The sequence below is a fragment of the Litchfieldella qijiaojingensis genome (genome assembly GCF_014651875.1).
Classification (GTDB): domain Bacteria; phylum Pseudomonadota; class Gammaproteobacteria; order Pseudomonadales; family Halomonadaceae; genus Litchfieldella; species Litchfieldella qijiaojingensis.
This window is the reverse complement of the sequence record NZ_BMXS01000001.1, coordinates 158,979-176,465: the sequence shown is the minus strand read 5'-3', so window position 1 is coordinate 176,465 and position 17,487 is coordinate 158,979. Positions and strand designations below refer to the sequence as shown.

The window sequence follows — 17,487 nt, the reverse complement described above, 5'->3', positions numbered from 1 at the left end:
GGCGGCTTACACGATCATGGCAAGGCGCAATTTATAGCAATGCGATGAAACGCCTGTCAAGCAACCCTTAGCGCCGAGTCCCATCATGACGGGGTTTTCCCTTTACCATGATGGGGCAATTATCACTAATGCGTACTGATTATCGAGCGGGAAGAAGCAGGGGTATCGGGTCGCTTTTCGTCACCTTCAATCTCCGGCTTTCCTGCCAATGCCGCTTCCAGGACTTCATCGATCCATCGAACGGGCCTGATATCCAACGCATCCTTGATATTATCCGGTACCTCCTTGAGGTCACGGCGGTTCTCTTCGGGTATTAGCACTGTCTTTATACCACCGCGTCGAGCGGCCAGCAATTTCTCCTTCAAACCACCGATGGGCATCACCTCGCCACGCAGGTTGACCTCACCGGTCATGGCGATATCGCAGCGCACCTTGCGCCCGGTGTAAGCCGACACCATGGCCGTTACCATCGCGATACCGGCACTGGGACCATCCTTGGGCGTGGCGCCCTCCGGCACGTGGATATGCAGATCTTCCTTCTCGAACCGTTCGGGATCGATGCCAAACATCATGGCTCGTGCCCGCACCACTGTATGTGCGGCACTGACCGACTCCTTCATGACGTCGCCCAACGAGCCGGTCTTGTTGATCCGCCCCTTGCCTGGCGTCACCACCGACTCGATGTTGAGCAGTTCCCCTCCCACGGAGGTCCAGGCCAGACCGGTCACTCGCCCAACCTGATCGTCCTGATCGGCCAGGCCATAGCTATAACGGCGCACCCCAGCATACGTCTCGACCTCGTCGGCCGTCACGGTACGGGGAGCCTGAGCCCCTTCCTTGTTTTCGGCTTCCAGGCACTCGCGCAGCACCTTACGGCACACTTTTGCAATCTGGCGCTCGAGCTCGCGCACTCCGGCTTCACGACTATAGTAGCGAATCAGCTCAAGCAAGGCCTCATCGGAAAACGCCAGCTCATCGGCCTTGAAGCCGTTGGCCTTCAACTGCTTGGGCACCAGGTAGCGCTTGGCGATGGCCAACTTCTCATCTTCGGTGTAACCCGGGAGCCTAATGATCTCCATGCGGTCCAGCAACGGGCCGGGAATGTTCATCGAGTTGGCGGTACAAATGAACATGGTCTCGGAAAGATCGTAGTCCAGCTCCAGGTAATGGTCGCTGAACTTGTCGTTCTGCTCCGGATCGAGTACCTCGAGCAGTGCCGAGGCAGGGTCGCCACGATGATCCATGCCGATTTTGTCGACCTCATCGAGCAGGAACAGCGGGTTCTTGACCCCAGCCTTGCTCATGCGCTGGATCAGCTTGCCTGGCAATGAACCAATGTAGGTCCGACGGTGACCGCGGATCTCGGACTCGTCACGAACACCCCCGAGCGCCAAGCGCACATACTTACGGTTAGTGGCCCTGGCGATGGACTGACCGAGCGAGGTCTTGCCCACCCCCGGCGGGCCGACGAGACACAGCACCGGCCCCTTGAGCTTCTTGACGCGTTTCTGCACCGCCAGGTACTCGAGAATGCGCTCCTTGACCTCCTCGAGCCCGTGGTGATCTTCGTCCAGTACCTGGGCAGCTCGCACCAGGTCGTGCTTGACGCGGGTACGCTTCTTCCATGGCACTGAAATCAGCCAGTCGAGGTAAGAGCGCACCACCGTGGCCTCGGCCGAAGTCGGCGCCATCATCTTCAGCTTGCCAAGTTCCTGATTGGCCTTCTCGGCGGCCTCCTTGGGCATGCCAGAATTCTTGATGGCCTGCTCGTACTTCTCGGCCTCGTTGGGCACGTTCTCGAGCTCGCCCATCTCTTTCTGGATGGCCTTCATCTGCTCATTGAGATAGTACTCGCGCTGGGACTTCTCCATCTGATCCTTGACTCGCGAGCGAATCCGCTTCTCGACTTGCAACAGGTCGATCTCGGATTCGATCAGCGCCATCAAGTGCTCGATTCGATCGCGCACTCGATCCATCTCCAGCAACTGCTGCTTGTCATCGATCTTCAACGACAGATGGGCACAGATGGTGTCCACCAGACGGCTAGGATCCTCGATGCCGGAGAGAGAGTTGAGCACCTCGTTAGGCACCTTCTTGGACAGCTTGACGTATTGCTCGAACTGGTTGAGCAATACCCGGACCAGCGACTCTCGCTCACGCTCGGTCAGCGGCTCACTCTCGCGCATCGTCACTTCGGCCCGACTGTAGCCACTGTCGACGACGGTGATCTTGCCAACATCGGCACGCGAGGTGCCTTCGATCAGGACCTTGACGGTCCCATCCGGCAACTTGAGAAGTTGCATGATTTCGGCCACCGTGCCCACACTGAACAAGTCGGTGCTGTCAGGGTCATCCTGGCCGGCCTCACGCTGGGCGACCAGCAGTACCCGCTTATCGGCCTCCATGGCCGCTTCCAGGGCCTGGATCGACTTTTCGCGCCCCACGAACAGTGGGATGACCATCTGCGGATAGACGACCACGTCGCGCAGGGGCAACAAGGGCAGACTCAGGGTCTGTTCGGCGTTCTGCAGCATCGCAGACGTTCCTCAACGAATCGGGATTTACTCAGGTGATGGGGGCGTGGACGGCAATTTGCAAGGCGCCCCCGTCAAGCGCCCGCTATTGTATCGGCACATGAAAAGGGGCCGCTGGGCGGCCCCTTCCTCAAGCTGCTCGACGGATTGTCAACCGTCCTTGCCTGCCACCTTGCTCTCTTCCTGATGTGAATAGATCAGCAGCGGCTCGCTCTCACCAGCGATAACCGACTCATCTATGACCACCTTGGTGACGCCTTCCAGGGACGGGATCTCGTACATGGTGTCGAGCAACACGGACTCAAGGATAGAACGCAGGCCACGAGCCCCGGTCTTGCGCGCCATGGCCTTGGCCGCCACCGCTCGCAGGGCATCCTCGCGGAAGTCCAGCTCCACCCCCTCCATCTCGAACAGCTTGGAATACTGCTTGATCAGGGAGTTCTTCGGCTCGGTGAGAATCTGAATCAAGGCATCCTCGGAAAGCTCGGTCAAGGTGGCGATCACCGGCAGACGCCCCACGAACTCGGGGATCAGACCGAACTTGACCAGGTCTTCTGGCTCGACACCGGCCAGCACGTCGCCGATGCCCTTGCCTTCTTCCTTGCTCTTGACCGTGGCGTTGAACCCGATACCACCCTTCTCGGCACGATCGCGAATCACCTTGTCCAACCCGGCAAAGGCTCCGCCCACGATGAACAGAATATTGCCGGTGTTGACCTGCAGGAACTCCTGCTGCGGATGCTTACGGCCACCTTGGGGCGGTACCGACGCCGTGGTACCCTCGATCAACTTGAGCAACGCCTGCTGGACACCCTCACCCGATACGTCGCGGGTGATGGAAGGATTGTCAGATTTGCGCGAAATCTTGTCGATCTCGTCGATGTAGACAATCCCCTTCTGCGCCTTATCGACGTCGTAATCGCATTTCTGCAATAGTTTCTGGATGATGTTCTCGACATCTTCACCGACATACCCCGCCTCGGTCAGCGTCGTGGCATCCGCAATGGTGAAGGGCACATTCAGCAAGCGAGCCAGGGTTTCGGCCAACAGCGTCTTGCCGCTACCGGTTGGCCCGATCAGCAGGATGTTCGACTTGCCCAGTTCCACATCGTCGGACTTCACCTCGGCGCGCAGACGCTTGTAGTGATTGTAGACCGCAACCGACAGCACCATCTTGGCGCGGTCCTGGCCAATCACGTAGTCGTCGAGGGTGTGACGAATTTCACGCGGGGTCGGCAAGCGGTCTTCGTCGCCCTCGGCATCGGCCTCGAGAACTTCCTCGCGAATGATGTCGTTGCACAGATCGACACACTCGTCGCAGATATAGACGGACGGTCCGGCTATCAGCTTACGCACTTCGTTCTGGTTCTTGCCGCAGAACGAGCAGTACAGCAGCTTGCCACCCTCGTCCTTGCCTTTGCCGTCGGCCATTCGCGTACCTCTTAACGGAAGGCGGCCTCAAGCCGCCAGGAGTTGCCTATTCTGATGCGCCTTGAATTTACGCTATCAGGAAGCCGGACGCTTATCCAGCATGGCATCGATCAAGCCGTATTCGGCCGCCTGGGCGCCATCCATGAAGTTGTCACGGTCGGTGTCCCGAGCGATCGTCTCGATATCCTGACCGGTGTGATGCGCCAGGATCTTGTTGAGCCTGTGGCGGATACTGAGGATCTCCTTGGTATGGATCTCGATATCGGACGCCTGCCCCTGATAGCCACCCAGCGGCTGATGGATCATCATTCGCGAGTGGGGCAGGCAGAAACGCTTGCCAGCGGCACCACCAGTTAGAAGCAGCGCTCCCATGCTGGCCGCTTGACCAATGCACACGGTCGACACGTCGGGCTTGATGAACTGCATGGTGTCATAGATGGACATCCCGGCCGTCACCGAGCCACCCGGAGAATTGATGTACAGGTGAATGTCCTTGTCGGGGTTCTCGGACTCGAGAAACAGCAGCTGAGCCACCACTAGGTTGGCCATGTAATCTTCCACCGGCCCGACCAGGAAGATCACGCGTTCCTTGAGCAGGCGGGAATAGATATCGTAGGCCCGCTCGCCGCGAGCGCTCTGCTCGACCACCATCGGCACCAGGCCGCCGGCATTTTGAATATCGAACTCGTTGCTCATCTGTTTGGCGTCCTAATTGCGGAAACACTGCCCACAGGCAGCCTTTCCTTACCCGATGACTGAAACCGCGCCGCCGTCGACGCGGACCCTGCCTTCATTAAACCATAATACCAGGCCCGGCTTAAGCCGGGCCTGGCCGCAGCATTACCCGGACCCGACCAGTCACGCCTTGGCGTCGTCTTCGGAAGCTTCCTCGGCGGCCTCTTCGTCGCCCTGCGCCTGCTGCGCCGCCTGAAGCACCTGCTCATATGTCATTTTGACATCCTTGACGCTGGCCTGTTCGAGCAGCGTGTCGACAGCCTTCTCTTCGAGGAGAGACGACTTGACCTGGCTCTTGAGCTGTTCATTGCCCAGATAATAGTCGATGACCTGCTGCGGCTCCTGGTATTGCTGGGCCAGTTCCTCGACCTTGGCCTTGATCTCGTCGTCGCTGGCATCGAGCTCATTGACCTTGATCACCTCGGCCAGCAACAGTCCAACCTGAACACGGCTATTGGCCTGCTCGGCGAACAGTTCGTTGGGCAATTGGGAGACATCGAAATCCTCACCCAGGCCAAACTGCTGAGCCGCCTGGCGCTTGAGGCCGTCGGTCTCCTGCTGAACCAGCGCCTGAGGCACGGGAATCTCGTTGGCATTCTTCAATGCCTCGAGCACTTGCTGCTTGACACGGTTGTCGACCGCCTGGTCGGCTTCGCGAACCATGTTCTTCTTGACCTCGGCACGGAACTTCTCGAGGTCGCCATCCTCCACGCCGAACTGCTTGATGAAGTCTGCATCGAGCTCTGCAAGCTGTTGTGCGCTGACCTTGTGAACCTTGACCTTGAAGGTCGCTTCCTTACCGGCCAGGTTCTCAGCCTGATAGTCTTCGGGGAAGGTCACTTTGATTTCGGGCTCGTCACCGGCCTTGACACCGACCAACTGATCCTCGAACCCGGGAATGAAGTTGCCGGAGCCCAACACCAGCTCATGGTTCTCGGCCTGGCCACCCTCGAAAGGTTCGTCTCCCAGGAAGCCCTGGAAGTCGATGGTGACCTGATCGCCATCCTCAGCGGCACGATCGACCACTTCCCAGGAAGCATTCTGCTTGCGCAGGGTTTCGATCATTTGCTCGACATCTGCGTCACTCACTTCGACCACGGGACGCTCAACCTCGGCGCCCTCGATGCTCTTGAGCGCGACCTCAGGGTAGACTTCCAGGGTGGCAACGAACTCGAGGTCCTTACCGCTTTCATTGACGGTCGGCTCGATCCGTGGATAGCCGGCGGGATTGAGACTCTCCTGGGTGATGGCCTGAACGTAGCGCTCACGCATCAGTTCGCCCACCACCTCGTTACGCACGTCGCGACCATAGCGCTGACGAACCACGGCCATCGGCACCTTGCCCGGACGGAAACCGTGAAGACGGACGTTCTTGGCGGTGTCCTTGAGGCGGGCCGTGACGGCCTGGTCGACCTCATCCGCCGGCACTTGCACAGTGACACGGCGTTCGATCTGGGAGGTCGTTTCGACGGAAACTTGCATGAATAGTCCTCTACCGACTGGGGGCGTTCTCTATGGAATGCATTGAAGGATCAAAAGGGTAATTCTAAGAACCTCGCCACGCGCTGGCAAGCGCGCCATACCCTCACCATGGGGGCGGAATGCCGGGACACAAGGGAGCATCGAGCTGGAATCCAGCACAGACATCACCCCGGACACGATAGTCGCCCGAAGTGTACGATGCACAGGATAGAAAGAGATGCAACGAGGATAGAAACCAAGGAAACCGACGACAGCATCCGTGTAATGGGGTGGATGATGGGGATCGAACCCACGACCACCGGAGCCACAATCCGGGGCTCTACCACTGAGCTACATCCACCACTACACGAAACTCGAGACACCGACATCAGCTGGACACAGAGCGTCTCTCATTCAAACAAACATCAAGTGCCGCTGAAATGGGGTGGATGATGGGGATCGAACCCACGACCACCGGAGCCACAATCCGGGGCTCTACCACTGAGCTACATCCACCATATCGACACTCGGTTCAAGATACCTGCCGACTGCGACCATCAGAGATGGCACGCCCAGCAGGACTCGAACCTGCAACCTACGGCTTAGAAGGCCGTTGCTCTATCCGGTTGAGCTATGGGCGCATTCTACGGCCTCAAACCTCTTGCCTGCAACCAACTGATAAGAATATACAAACAAAATCAACCGGTTGTGGTCGGGGTGGAGGGATTCGAACCCCCGACATCCTGCTCCCAAAGCAGGCGCGCTACCAGACTGCGCTACACCCCGCCGGCATATTGCACGGCCTTGACGTATGGCCACCTGGCCCGTCAGTGCGAGGCGTATTCTACGTATCTTTCTCCGTCGGTCAAGTCCTTAGCCACACCGTCACGCTCGATTCGCCCTCTCAACGCTTTGACTGTTCGGCCGGTCATGCGAAAATCGATGCCTTCTTTCCATGCTGCCGCCCACTTCAGGGGATATGTTGATGACCGCCCAACTGATCGATGGCAAGGCCATTGCCGCTCATGTACGCCAACAGGTCGCCCGACAAGTCGAGGCCAGACGCCAGGCTGGAGCGAGAACGCCCGGACTTGCCGTGATCCTGGTGGGAGACAACCCGGCCTCTGACGTCTATGTGCGCAACAAGCATCGCGCCTGCGAAGAAGTTGGCATCGCCTCGCTTCGACATCAGTTGCCCAACGACACCACACAGCGGGCACTCGAGGCTCTCGTCGATGAGTTGAACGCCGACCCCACGGTGGACGGCATCCTGGTCCAGCTTCCATTGCCCGAGCACTTGGACCCCCGCCCAATCCTCGAACGCATTCTGCCGCACAAGGACATCGATGGATTTCACCCATACAATCTGGGTCGCCTGGCACAACGGCTACCGGTGCTTCGCCCATGCACACCCAAGGGCATCATGACCCTGCTCCAGGAAACCGGGCTCAAGGTCCGCGGCATGGACGCCACCGTCGTCGGCGCCTCCAACATCGTGGGACGCCCCATGTCGCTCGAACTGATGCTGGCCGGTTGCACGACCACCGTCTGTCACCGATTCACTCGCAACCTGGAAGCTCACGTCAGGAATGCCGATCTGCTGGTCGTGGCGGTCGGCAAACCCGGCTTGGTCAAGGGCGAGTGGGTCAAGGAAGGAGCGATCGTCATCGACGTGGGCATCAACCGGGAAGAAGACGGCCGCCTGGTGGGCGACGTGGAATTCGAGCCTGCCGCGCAACGCGCCAGCTACATCACGCCAGTTCCTGGCGGAGTCGGCCCCATGACCGTGGCGTCGCTACTGGAAAACACCCTGTTCGCCGCGGAGTTGCACGACGCCATGCAGGATCGAGCGCCTTGAGTTAGAATGCGCGCCCTTCGCCCACCCTTTTTCAACTTGCGCTGCGAGGCCCTGTCATGAGCGAACAACCACAGATGAACGTGGAAAGCTTCAATCTCGACCACACCAAGGTCAAGGCACCCTATGTGCGCCTGGCCGGCGTCAAGACCGGGGAACACGGCGACGCCATCCACAAGTACGATATGCGCATCTGCCAGCCCAATCGGGAACACATGGAAATGCCCGCACTGCACTCGTTGGAGCATCTGATGGCCGAGCTGTCGCGCAACCACAGCGACAAGGTGGTCGACATCAGCCCCATGGGCTGCCAGACCGGCTTCTATGTCGCCTTGATCAATCATGACGATTACGAAGACGTACTGAACCTGCTGGAAAAGACGCTCAACGACGTGCTGGAAGCCGATGAAGTGCCAGCATGCAACGAGATGCAGTGTGGTTGGGCTGCCAGCCACAGCCTGGAAGGCGCCAAGGATATCGCACGCGGCTTCCTCGCCAAGCGTGACGAGTGGACCCAGGTCTTCTCCTGACCAGGCTTTCACCCGCAAAAGCCATATGCCACCGGCAGAGAAACGCTCGTAGCTCGTAGCTCGTAGCTCGTAGCTCGTAGCTCGTAGCTCGTAGCTCGTAGCTCGTAGCTCGTAGCTCGTAGCTCGTAGCTCGTAGCTCGTAGCTCGTAGCTCGTAGCTCGTAGCTAATGAAAACACCCACCATGCTGAACAGGAACCTTTAGCATGAAAAAAATCGGCATCATCGGCGCCATGGCCGAGGAAGTCGCCCTACTGGCTTCACGCCTGGAAGATTGCCAGACACGCCAGCACATCGGCTCGACCTTCCATCTCGGCCACCTGCATGGTGTCGAGGTAGCGATTCTGCAATCGGGTATCGGCAAGGTGAACGCCGCCGTCGGCACCACCTTGCTGCTCGACATGTATCACCCTGAAGCGGTGATCAATACCGGTTCGGCTGGCGGTTTTGGCGACCATCTCGAAGTCGGCGACGTGGTGATCTCCACGGAAGTACGCCACCACGATGTCGACGCCGTGGTTTTCGGCTACGAGCACGGCCAGGTACCCAAGATGCCAGCGGCCTATTATCCAGATCCGCGCCTGGTGAATGTGGCCCGGGAATGTATCGAGGACATGGACGAACTGCGCGTGACAGAGGGACTGATCGCCACCGGTGATATCTTCATGGCCGATCCTGCCGTCGTCGCTCTCGCTCGGCAACGTTTCCCAACCATGCTTGCTGCCGAGATGGAAGCCGCTGCCATAGCACAGACCTGCCACCTCTATGGCTGCCCCTTCGTGGTGATTCGTGCCCTGTCCGATATCGCCGGCAAGGAGTCCAATCTGTCGTTCAAGCGCTTCATCGACCAAGCGGCCACGCACTCGGCCCGCATGGTAGAAGCCATGGTGCAGCGCCTCGCCACTTCCGCAACGGTACCGAGCAAGGTCTGAGCCCACCCTTTCCGGTGCCATCGAAGCGCTTGATGGCACCGCCAGGCAACCCCTCAAGTTTTCCCGCGACCGGTCGATATAGCGAAACAATGACACCCACTACGGTCAGGGAAAGGGAGGGTTTATCATGAGCGATCTGATCAATGACATCAGCCAAGCCACCAAGGGACTGAGCGTCCAGCAGCGCCTGGACAGCGCTCTTGCGCAACTCGGCAAGGCCCAAGTGCCTCTTCCCGAATCGGACGCGGTTACTGGCCCTGCGGAAACACCTACCACCGGCGAACTGGTAGAACCGCTCATCCGGATCAACGAAGCCATGCGCCCCTATGGCGTCGAGTTCCTTGTCAACGAATACGACAACCGCACCGTGACCCGCATCATCGATCGCGAGAGCGGAGAAGTCATTCGCCAGATTCCAGCCGAGGAAGTCTTGCGCATCGCCGAATCGTTGAGCGCGCTGCAGGGTCGCCTGATTCACCTGGAAGCATAACCCAGCGCCGGACACTCGCCGCGGCCACACACAGGCGCGCCCACCTGCCCTACCTCACCTGATGGAATCCCCATCAGGCGCTTTCGTTCGGCTATCATGGCGCCTTACCGTCAAGCACGCCGCACAGGAGAGTCTCGATGCCCCAGGCACAACAACCACTGCTCGTCATCTATACCGGTGGCACTCTTGGAATGGTCGAAGGACCGCAAGGGCTGACTCCTGGCCACGACTTCCCCCACCGCCTCACCCAAGCCTTGCGATCCTTACCTCCCGCACGCCAGGCATCACTTCCCGCCTTCGAAATCCTCGAAACACCTTGCCCCATCGATTCCAGCGCAGCCACTCCCGGAGATTGGCAGGACCTGGCGGCCCTCATCGCTTCACGGCATGCACACTACCAAGGCTTCGTCATCCTGCACGGCACCGACACCCTGGCATGGACCGCTAGCAGCCTGGCCTTCCAACTGCAGGGCATCGACAGAGCCGTGGTCATGACCGGCGCCATGCTTCCACTGGAAGCCCCGGCGAGCGATGCCCTCGGCAATGTAGAAGACGCCCTGCGGTTCGCCTCCCTGCCCGAACTGCAGGAAGTCGCCGTGTGTTTCGCCGGGAAGCTGTTACGCGGCGTACGCGCACGAAAATGGCACACACAAGCCACGGACGCCTTCACCAGCCCAAACTATCCCTGGCTGGGCGAAGTCGTCGACCACCACCCGATTCTTTTCTCTCAACGCGGACTCAATGCCCAGCAACGCGGAGCGCCTCGCTTCGAGCTTCCAGACTATCGGGCATTGACCGCCACACCGGCAGCCAGGATCGCGCTCTGGCCAGGGATCAACGCCCGGCAACTGGCCGCCTGGCTCGATGATGAACATGTTGGGGGCGCTTTGCTGGAAGTCTGGGGCGGTGGCAACATCCCGGAAGATCCCGACCTGCTGGGCGTCATGGCCAAAGCCACCGGGGAAGGCAAGCTGTTGGTGGCCATCAGCCAGTGCCCCCAGGGCAGCATCGCCATAGGGGCTTATGCCGCCGGACGCGGCCTCGCTGATGCTGGCGTCCTGTCCGGCGACGACATGACCCCCGAAGCCGCGATGAGCAAGATGATTCACTTGCTTGCGCAACCACTTCCCACCGAAGAGCGTCGCCGACGCTTCGTCACCCCTCTAGTGGGCGAGCGATGAGGCTCGAACCGGGCAGGCCGGCCACATAGGAACTAAAACTAGATTAGAGAAATGTCTTACCAGCAGCCCGGAGCCCTTCATGGAACCATCCGTTCATCACTTCAGCGAACTCTTCGAGCAACTTGGCCTGCCCGACGACCCGGCATCCATCGAGCAATTCATCGAGCGCCACGCCCCACTATCCAGCGACATCGCGCTGGCCGATGCCCCTTTCTGGAATGAGGCCCAGGCCAACTTCCTGCGCGATGCCTTAGAAGAAGACGCCGACTGGGCCGAGGTGGTAGACCACCTCGATGCGTCGCTACGCAAACCCTGACCTGAATTCCCACTCAGCCATGTGAAGCACCCGATGGTAATGTTCCCATCGAGCGCTTCACGTTCATGGCGACGCCGCCCCTTGGACGACTTTATACCTGCATGTTCATCACGTCCTTGTAAGCCGTGACCAAACGATTGCGGACCTGCACACCCATCTCGAAGGCCACACTGGCCTTCTGCGCATCGACCATCACATCGTTCAACGCCACACCGGGATCACCGGACTGAAAAGCGGCGGTCTTGGCGCTGGCGACCTGTTGCAGTTGATTGATGCGATGAATCGACGCCTGGAGCTCGCTGGCGAAACCGCCCTGGCCCACCGCAGTGGAAAGGTGTTGCCCTTTGGCCGGGGCGCCAGTTGCCTGACTGGCAAGTGCTTGCATCTGTGACAACGCGGACTGAATGGCGGGCGAACTCATGTGACGCACTCCGCTGAAATATAAGAACAACGCAAGCCTAGCAAGCCTTGGCCCGGGGCCAAACGCTCAATTGGCCAATAAAAGGCCGGCTTTTCTTGCCTTTAGCCTCGACACCGGCACGGATAATGGCATTCATCACACGACCGCCTGACACGCAGGCAGGCGGCCTATCGCGACGGATTGTGGAGCCGGACGCCGACATGCTTGTAGAGAACAATTCGACATCCCTCGTCACCCGCCGCCGGAGGAGCGCATGAGCAACGCGGCCTCGGCCAACGACGGCACCGCTCGGGGAGCCGATACCAACCAAGCCTCACAGGGTCGTCAGGGAATTTCCGCAGCAAGGCTTCTCGACTCCTTCCGCACCAACTCCCTGATCCCACTGCTGATCGCAGGAGCCGCTGTAGTGGCCATCATCATCGCTCTACTGATGTGGGCCAGAAGTCCCGACTACCGAGTGCTCTACAGCAACCTGAGCGAGGCCGACGGCGGGCGGATCATCAGCGAGCTGGAGCAACGTGGCGTCCCCTACCGGTTCACTGAGGGGGGCCAGGCCTTGCTGGTGCCAGGCGACCAGGTCCATACCCTGCGTCTGCAGCTCGCCGAAGCCGGTTTGCCCCAAGGGGGTAATGTCGGCTTCGAACTGATGGATAACCAAGCGTTCGGCATCAGCCAATTTGCCGAACACGTCAATTACCAGCGTGCCCTGGAAGGCGAGTTGGCACATTCCATCGAGTCGCTGGGGCCCGTCTCGCAGGCCCGGGTCCATCTGGCCATGGCCAAACCTTCGGTGTTCGTACGCGATCGCGAGCCCGCCAAGGCATCGGTGGTCGTGACCCTGCACAACGGCCGAGTTCTCGGCGATGGCCAGGTCAACGCCATCGTGCACATGGTGTCCAGCAGCGTACCCGAACTCGCTGCCCAGGATGTCACCGTGGTCGACCAGAATGGCCGGCTGTTATCATTGCCGGGTGGCAGCAATCGCGACCTCGACGGTACCCAACTCGACTACATCGAAGAGGTCGAACAGTCTTACCGCCGACGTATCGAGAACATCCTGATCCCGATTCTCGGCGCACAGAACGTCCGCGCTCAGGTTGCAGCGCAAATCGACTTTTCTCGTCGCGAGGAAACCTCTGAGCGCTACGGCCCCAACCAGCCGCCCAACGAAGCTGCCGTGCGCAGCACACAGCACAGCGCTTCCTACACGGGTGGCGACGAGTTGGCCAGAGGCATTCCCGGCGCTCTGACCAACACGCCGCCCGGCGCCGCTCCCTCCCCCATCGAGCTGCCCCAACAAGACGATGGTGCCACGAATAACGACCAGGCAAACGCTGACGATAGCCGTCCTCCGAGCAGCCTGCGACAGGACAACGTCATCAACTATGAGGTCGATCGCAACGTCGAACATATCCAGCACCGCACCGGCAAGGTGGACCGTCTCTCGGTCGCCGTGGTGGTCAATTATCGCGATAGCCTCGACGAAGATGGCGAACCGACCCGCGAGCCTTTGAGCGATGAAGAGCTGGCCCAGATCGATCGGCTGGTGCGTCAGGCCATGGGTTTCTCCATGGCACGTGGCGATGAAGTCGAAGTCGTCAACAGCCCCTTCACGCAACAGGACGACACCGACACCGACAGAGCTTGGTGGGAGTCGCCGGAGCTGCAAAGTCTGGCCTTCACCCTGGGCCGATACCTGCTGGTGGCGCTGGCGGCATTGCTGCTCTACCTGCTGATTCTACGCCCGCTCATCAAGCGTCATACCCAAGTCCCGCTGCCGGCCCCGTCTCCTGAGCCGAGCTTCAGCGCAACGGTGGGCGACGATCGGGATGACACCGGCGAGGACAAGGCCCTGGCCGATACCTATGAATTGACACGCCAGAAGAAGCGCAAGTCAGCGGCCTATGAGCAGAATCTCAAGGATCTACGCGAGATGGCCCTGGAAGATCCTCGACTGGTGGCCATGATCGTCAGAAGCTGGATGACCCAAGATGACTAACATCAGCATGAGCAAGATGGGTGGTGCCCGACGCGGCGCCATCCTGCTGTTGGCTCTCGACGAAGATAGCGCTGCCGAGGTCTTCAAGTATCTCTCGGCCTCGGAGGTGCAGGAGCTCAGCCAGGAAATGGCCACTCTCGGTCAGGTCTCGCATGAGGAAATGCGGCAGGTACTCGATGACTTCTACAAGGAGTCGGAGCAGTTCGCCGCCATCAATCTGCATACCAGCGACCATATTCGCTCGATATTGACCAAGGCACTGGGCAACGAACGCGCGTCCAGTTTGATCGAGGATATCCTCGAGACGAGCGGCACCAACTCGGGGATCGACGCCCTGAACCTGATGGAACCCTCGATGGTTTCCGAACTGATCCGTGACGAGCATCCGCAGATCATTGCCACCATTCTGGTTCACCTGGAGCGTCACCAGGCCGCCGATGTGCTCGAACTGTTCGATGACAAGCTGCGCAACGATGTGGTGCTACGCATCGCCACCTTCAGTGGGGTACAGCCCGCGGCCCTACAGGAGCTCACGGAAGTACTGAGCGGCATGCTCGACGGCCAGAACCTCAAACGCAGCAAGATGGGTGGTGTGAGAACCGCCGCCGAGATCCTCAACCTGATGAATTCCAGCCAGGAAGAGACCGTCATCGAAACGGTGCGCGCCCACAGCGAAGACCTCGCCCAGAGGATCATCGACGAGATGTTCCTGTTCGAGAACCTGCTCGACCTGGATGACCGCAGTATCCAGCTAGTGCTCAAGGAGATCGATACCAACTCGCTGGTGGTTGCCCTCAAGGGTGCCCCGGACGCGCTCACCGAGAAGTTCATGCGCAACATGTCCCAGCGTGCCGCTCAGCTCATGCAAGAGGACATGGAAGGCCGGGGGCCGATCCGCGTTTCCCAGGTCGAGGCCGAGCAGAAAGCCATTCTGCAGGTGATCCGACGCCTGGCTGATTCTGGCGAGATCGTGATCGGTGGTGGAGACGATACCTATGTCTGAGCGCCGACCTTCCAGTCACGACGCCGACCATTGGCGCCGCTGGCAGATGGGCGAGCTCGGTGACCCCGCCGGGGAGCATCGACAGCGCGAGCAGGCACGTTACGAGGCGATACGCCAACAGGCCTTCAAGCGTAACGCCGAACTCGAGGCCTTGCGCGAGAAAGCCCGGGAAGAGGCACGTCAGGAGGGCTTCCGCGCGGGCTACGAGGCAGGCCATGCCGAAGGTTTCGAACAGGGGCAGCGCGAAGGCCGCAAAGCCGGCGAACAGGAGATGCAGCACCTGATTCAACAGACCCTGTCGCCACTCGGCCCCTTGGCTCGGCATTTCCGCGAGGCGCTGGAGCAACTCGACGAGGAAGTCGCCGTCCAGTTGGTGGAATTGGCGCTGGCCACCGGCAAACGGTTGGCCGGCGAGGCATTGGATGCGCACCCCGAACAGATCTTGGAAATCGTCCGAGAGCTACTGCACGTTGAACCCGGTCTTGGCGGCCAGCCCCGCTTGTGGCTGCATCCTGCCGACCTCAGCATCGTGCAGGCGCAAATCGGTAACGAGTTCGCGGCGGCAGGCTGGAAACTGCAGCCCGATGACCAGATCAGCCGCGGCGGGTGCCGAGTCACCAGCACCAGTGGCGAACTCGACGCCACCTGGGAGCGTCGCTGGGAGTCGATCGCCTCACAGGTTCGCCGGCGCTCTCACCAGGCCGAGTCCAACGGCGATGCCGAGCAGGAGGAAGATGCATGATGCCGCCCTCCGTGGTCAATGTTCACCAAGCGCGCTGGCAACAAGCCCTGAGCCGCGTCAAGACTCGTGTCGAGAGTGTCCCGCATTATCGGGCCAGCGGACGCATCGTGCGTGCCACGGGGTTGGTGCTGGAAGCCGTGGGCCTGCGTGTGCCGCTGGGCAGCGCTTGCCGGATCGAGTTGAGCGGGTCCGGTCCCGATCAAGTCGCCCAGTTTGCCGAGGCCGAAGTGGTCGGCTTCTCCGGTGAAAAGCTGTTTCTGATGCCATTGGCGGAAATCAGCGGACTCACACCCGGTGCACGCGTCATTCCACTCGGTGAAGGCGACCTCGCCAGCGCACGTCGCTTCCCTCTCGGTGACCGCCTGCTAGGACGGGTGCTCGACGGGAATGGTCGACCGCTGGACGACCGAGGACCTCTGCTGGACATTCCGCATGCACCACTGGCCACCCCACCTCTGAATCCATTGTCGCGCGCGCCGATCGACACTCAGATCGACGTCGGCATTCGCGCCATCAATGCCCTGCTCAGCGTGGGACGCGGGCAGCGCATGGGGCTGTTCGCCGGTTCAGGCGTCGGCAAGTCGGTACTGCTCGGCATGATGGCACGATACACCCAGGCAGACGTGATCGTCGTCGGCCTGATCGGCGAGCGTGGCCGAGAGGTCCAGGACTTCATCGACAACATCCTCGGCGACGAAGGACTGCGCCGTTCGGTGGTGGTCGCCGCCCCGGCGGACACCTCGCCGCTGCAGCGACTGCAGGGTGCCTCCTACGCCACGCGACTGGCCGAAGGATTCCGTGATGAAGGGCGTAACGTCCTGTTGATCATGGACTCCCTGACCCGCTACGCCATGGCCCAGCGCGAGATTGCCTTGGCCATCGGCGAACCACCCGCCACCAAAGGTTATCCGCCTTCAGTGTTCGCCAAGCTACCGGGACTGGTGGAGCGCGCCGGCAATGGCAAGCGTGGCGGTGGCTCGATCACGGCCTTCTACACTGTGCTCACCGAAGGTGACGACCAGCAGGACCCGATCGCCGACTCGGCTCGCGCCATCCTCGATGGCCATATCGTACTTTCGCGCGAACTCGCTGAAGCCGGCCACTATCCTGCCATCGACGTCGAGGCATCGATCAGCCGCGCCATGACAGCCATCGTCGACAACGAACACCAACGGCAAGCGCAGACTTTCAAGCAACTGTTCTCGCGCTATCAACGTAATCGCGACCTGATCAGCGTCGGCGCCTACACTGCCGGCCACGACTCTCAGCTCGACTACGCCGTACAGCTCTATCCTCGCCTGGAAAGCTTCCTGCAACAGCAAATCGAGGAACGTGCCGATATCAGTCATTCCCGTGAGTCCATGGCGACGCTACTAGGAGGCGCGCGATGAACCGACAGCAACCGCTCGACACCTTGATCGACCTGGCTCGCGAGGCTCGCGACAACGCTGGCCAAGCTCTGGCAACCGACCGCCGGAGTCGCCAACAGGTCGAAGTCCAGATCGAAACGCTGGGCCGCTATCGCCTGGAATATGCCCAACGGCTGCAGCAGGCCATGTTCGATGGCATCGACCCGGCCACCATGCACAACTATCAGGCATTCCTACGCTCCCTGGATGCCGCACTCGAGCGAGCCAGACGAGCCCTTGACGAACAGCAGCAGCGCGTCCAGGCCAGCCAGCAGCATTGGCAACAGCAGCAACGCAAGCTGTCTTCCTACGATACGCTGGCAACACGGCGCGCCGAACAAGCCAGTCGACGGGAGAGTCGTCGAGAGATGCGTCACAGCGACGAAATCACCAACAATACCTTGCTACGGCAACGCAACCACGATGCGGCCAGCCCCAGTGGTGCCTAAC

General features: G+C 60.4%; 16 protein-coding genes and 4 tRNA genes. 11 read left to right on the top strand and 9 right to left on the bottom strand.

All coding sequences use genetic code 11. The annotated features are described in order from the left end of the window. Positions 1–125 precede the first annotated feature (125 nt). The 8 genes from lon to IE093_RS00885 all read right to left on the bottom strand — a co-directional run bounded on the left by lon (position 126) and on the right by IE093_RS00885 (position 6,947). The gene (gene lon / locus IE093_RS00920) at positions 126–2,534 is read right to left on the bottom strand and encodes an endopeptidase La (RefSeq protein WP_189465046.1); all 2,409 of its coding nucleotides are present in this window, start codon (positions 2,532–2,534) and stop codon (positions 126–128) included. A 150-nt stretch (positions 2,535–2,684) separates the two neighbouring features. Further along, positions 2,685–3,965 carry an ATP-dependent Clp protease ATP-binding subunit ClpX gene (gene clpX, locus IE093_RS00915; protein WP_189465042.1) on the bottom strand — a complete coding sequence of 427 codons (1,281 nt, stop codon included), beginning with the start codon at positions 3,963–3,965 and terminating at the stop codon, positions 2,685–2,687. Between the two features lie 75 nt (positions 3,966–4,040). Beyond that, entirely contained in the window at positions 4,041–4,661 is a 621-nt protein-coding gene (clpP, locus tag IE093_RS00910) for an ATP-dependent Clp endopeptidase proteolytic subunit ClpP (protein ID WP_189465040.1), read from the bottom strand. 162 nt (positions 4,662–4,823) lie between these two features. After that, on the bottom strand, positions 4,824–6,182 hold the full coding sequence (gene tig, locus IE093_RS00905) for a trigger factor (RefSeq protein ID WP_189465037.1): 1,359 nt from the start codon (positions 6,180–6,182) through the stop codon (positions 4,824–4,826). Between the two features lie 265 nt (positions 6,183–6,447). Continuing rightward, positions 6,448–6,522 (bottom strand) — tRNA-His (locus IE093_RS00900). Positions 6,523–6,602: 80 nt separating this feature from the next. Beyond that, positions 6,603–6,677: transfer RNA gene (locus IE093_RS00895), tRNA-His, on the bottom strand. 48 nt (positions 6,678–6,725) lie between these two features. Continuing rightward, a tRNA-Arg gene (locus tag IE093_RS00890) sits at positions 6,726–6,802 on the bottom strand. Positions 6,803–6,870: 68 nt separating this feature from the next. Beyond that, positions 6,871–6,947: transfer RNA gene (locus IE093_RS00885), tRNA-Pro, on the bottom strand. Positions 6,948–7,146: 199 nt separating this feature from the next. On the opposite strand from IE093_RS00885, the gene folD reads away from it, so the two are divergent. The 6 genes from folD (at position 7,147) to IE093_RS00855 (ending at position 11,463) form a co-directional block, all read left to right on the top strand. Further along, positions 7,147–8,019: a bifunctional methylenetetrahydrofolate dehydrogenase/methenyltetrahydrofolate cyclohydrolase FolD gene (gene folD, locus IE093_RS00880; RefSeq protein ID WP_189465033.1), complete on the top strand. Its 873-nt coding sequence runs from the start codon at positions 7,147–7,149 to the stop codon at positions 8,017–8,019. Positions 8,020–8,075: 56 nt separating this feature from the next. Next, positions 8,076–8,546, top strand: a complete 471-nt coding sequence (locus IE093_RS00875) for an S-ribosylhomocysteine lyase (protein ID WP_189465029.1) — start codon at positions 8,076–8,078, stop codon at positions 8,544–8,546. 204 nt (positions 8,547–8,750) lie between these two features. Beyond that, a complete protein-coding gene (gene mtnN / locus IE093_RS00870) occupies positions 8,751–9,476 on the top strand; it encodes a 5'-methylthioadenosine/S-adenosylhomocysteine nucleosidase (protein WP_189465027.1) in 726 nt (241 codons plus the stop codon). A gap of 127 nt (positions 9,477–9,603) precedes the next feature. Then, entirely contained in the window at positions 9,604–9,966 is a 363-nt protein-coding gene (locus tag IE093_RS00865; RefSeq protein ID WP_189465024.1) for a flagellar protein FlaG, read from the top strand. A 137-nt stretch (positions 9,967–10,103) separates the two neighbouring features. Next, positions 10,104–11,147: an asparaginase gene (locus IE093_RS00860; RefSeq protein WP_189465021.1), complete on the top strand. Its 1,044-nt coding sequence runs from the start codon at positions 10,104–10,106 to the stop codon at positions 11,145–11,147. A 79-nt stretch (positions 11,148–11,226) separates the two neighbouring features. Beyond that, positions 11,227–11,463 (top strand): DUF2789 domain-containing protein, encoded by a 237-nt coding sequence (locus tag IE093_RS00855; RefSeq protein ID WP_189465018.1) that lies wholly within the window; start codon positions 11,227–11,229, stop codon positions 11,461–11,463. 91 nt (positions 11,464–11,554) lie between these two features. Here IE093_RS00855 and fliE read toward each other — a convergent pair whose 3' ends face one another. After that, the gene (gene fliE, locus IE093_RS00850) at positions 11,555–11,884 is read right to left on the bottom strand and encodes a flagellar hook-basal body complex protein FliE (RefSeq protein WP_189465015.1); all 330 of its coding nucleotides are present in this window, start codon (positions 11,882–11,884) and stop codon (positions 11,555–11,557) included. 253 nt (positions 11,885–12,137) lie between these two features. Between fliE and fliF the strand changes: the two genes are divergently transcribed. Genes fliF through fliJ form a run of 5 tightly spaced genes read left to right on the top strand, consistent with a single transcriptional unit; the run spans position 12,138 to position 17,486 of the window. Continuing rightward, a complete protein-coding gene (gene fliF / locus IE093_RS00845) occupies positions 12,138–13,883 on the top strand; it encodes a flagellar basal-body MS-ring/collar protein FliF (RefSeq protein WP_189465012.1) in 1,746 nt (581 codons plus the stop codon). Further along, on the top strand, positions 13,876–14,886 hold the full coding sequence (gene fliG, locus IE093_RS00840; RefSeq protein WP_189465009.1) for a flagellar motor switch protein FliG: 1,011 nt from the start codon (positions 13,876–13,878) through the stop codon (positions 14,884–14,886). Before fliF ends, fliG begins: the two co-directional genes overlap by 8 nt. After that, positions 14,879–15,628 carry a flagellar assembly protein FliH gene (locus IE093_RS00835; RefSeq protein WP_189465007.1) on the top strand — a complete coding sequence of 250 codons (750 nt, stop codon included), beginning with the start codon at positions 14,879–14,881 and terminating at the stop codon, positions 15,626–15,628. Before fliG ends, IE093_RS00835 begins: the two co-directional genes overlap by 8 nt. Beyond that, positions 15,625–17,019 (top strand): flagellar protein export ATPase FliI, encoded by a 1,395-nt coding sequence (gene fliI, locus IE093_RS00830; RefSeq protein ID WP_308427182.1) that lies wholly within the window; start codon positions 15,625–15,627, stop codon positions 17,017–17,019. The genes IE093_RS00835 and fliI overlap by 4 nt, the downstream gene beginning before the upstream one ends. Next, positions 17,016–17,486 carry a flagellar export protein FliJ gene (fliJ, locus tag IE093_RS00825; protein ID WP_189465004.1) on the top strand — a complete coding sequence of 157 codons (471 nt, stop codon included), beginning with the start codon at positions 17,016–17,018 and terminating at the stop codon, positions 17,484–17,486. The genes fliI and fliJ overlap by 4 nt, the downstream gene beginning before the upstream one ends. Position 17,487 lies beyond the last annotated feature (1 nt).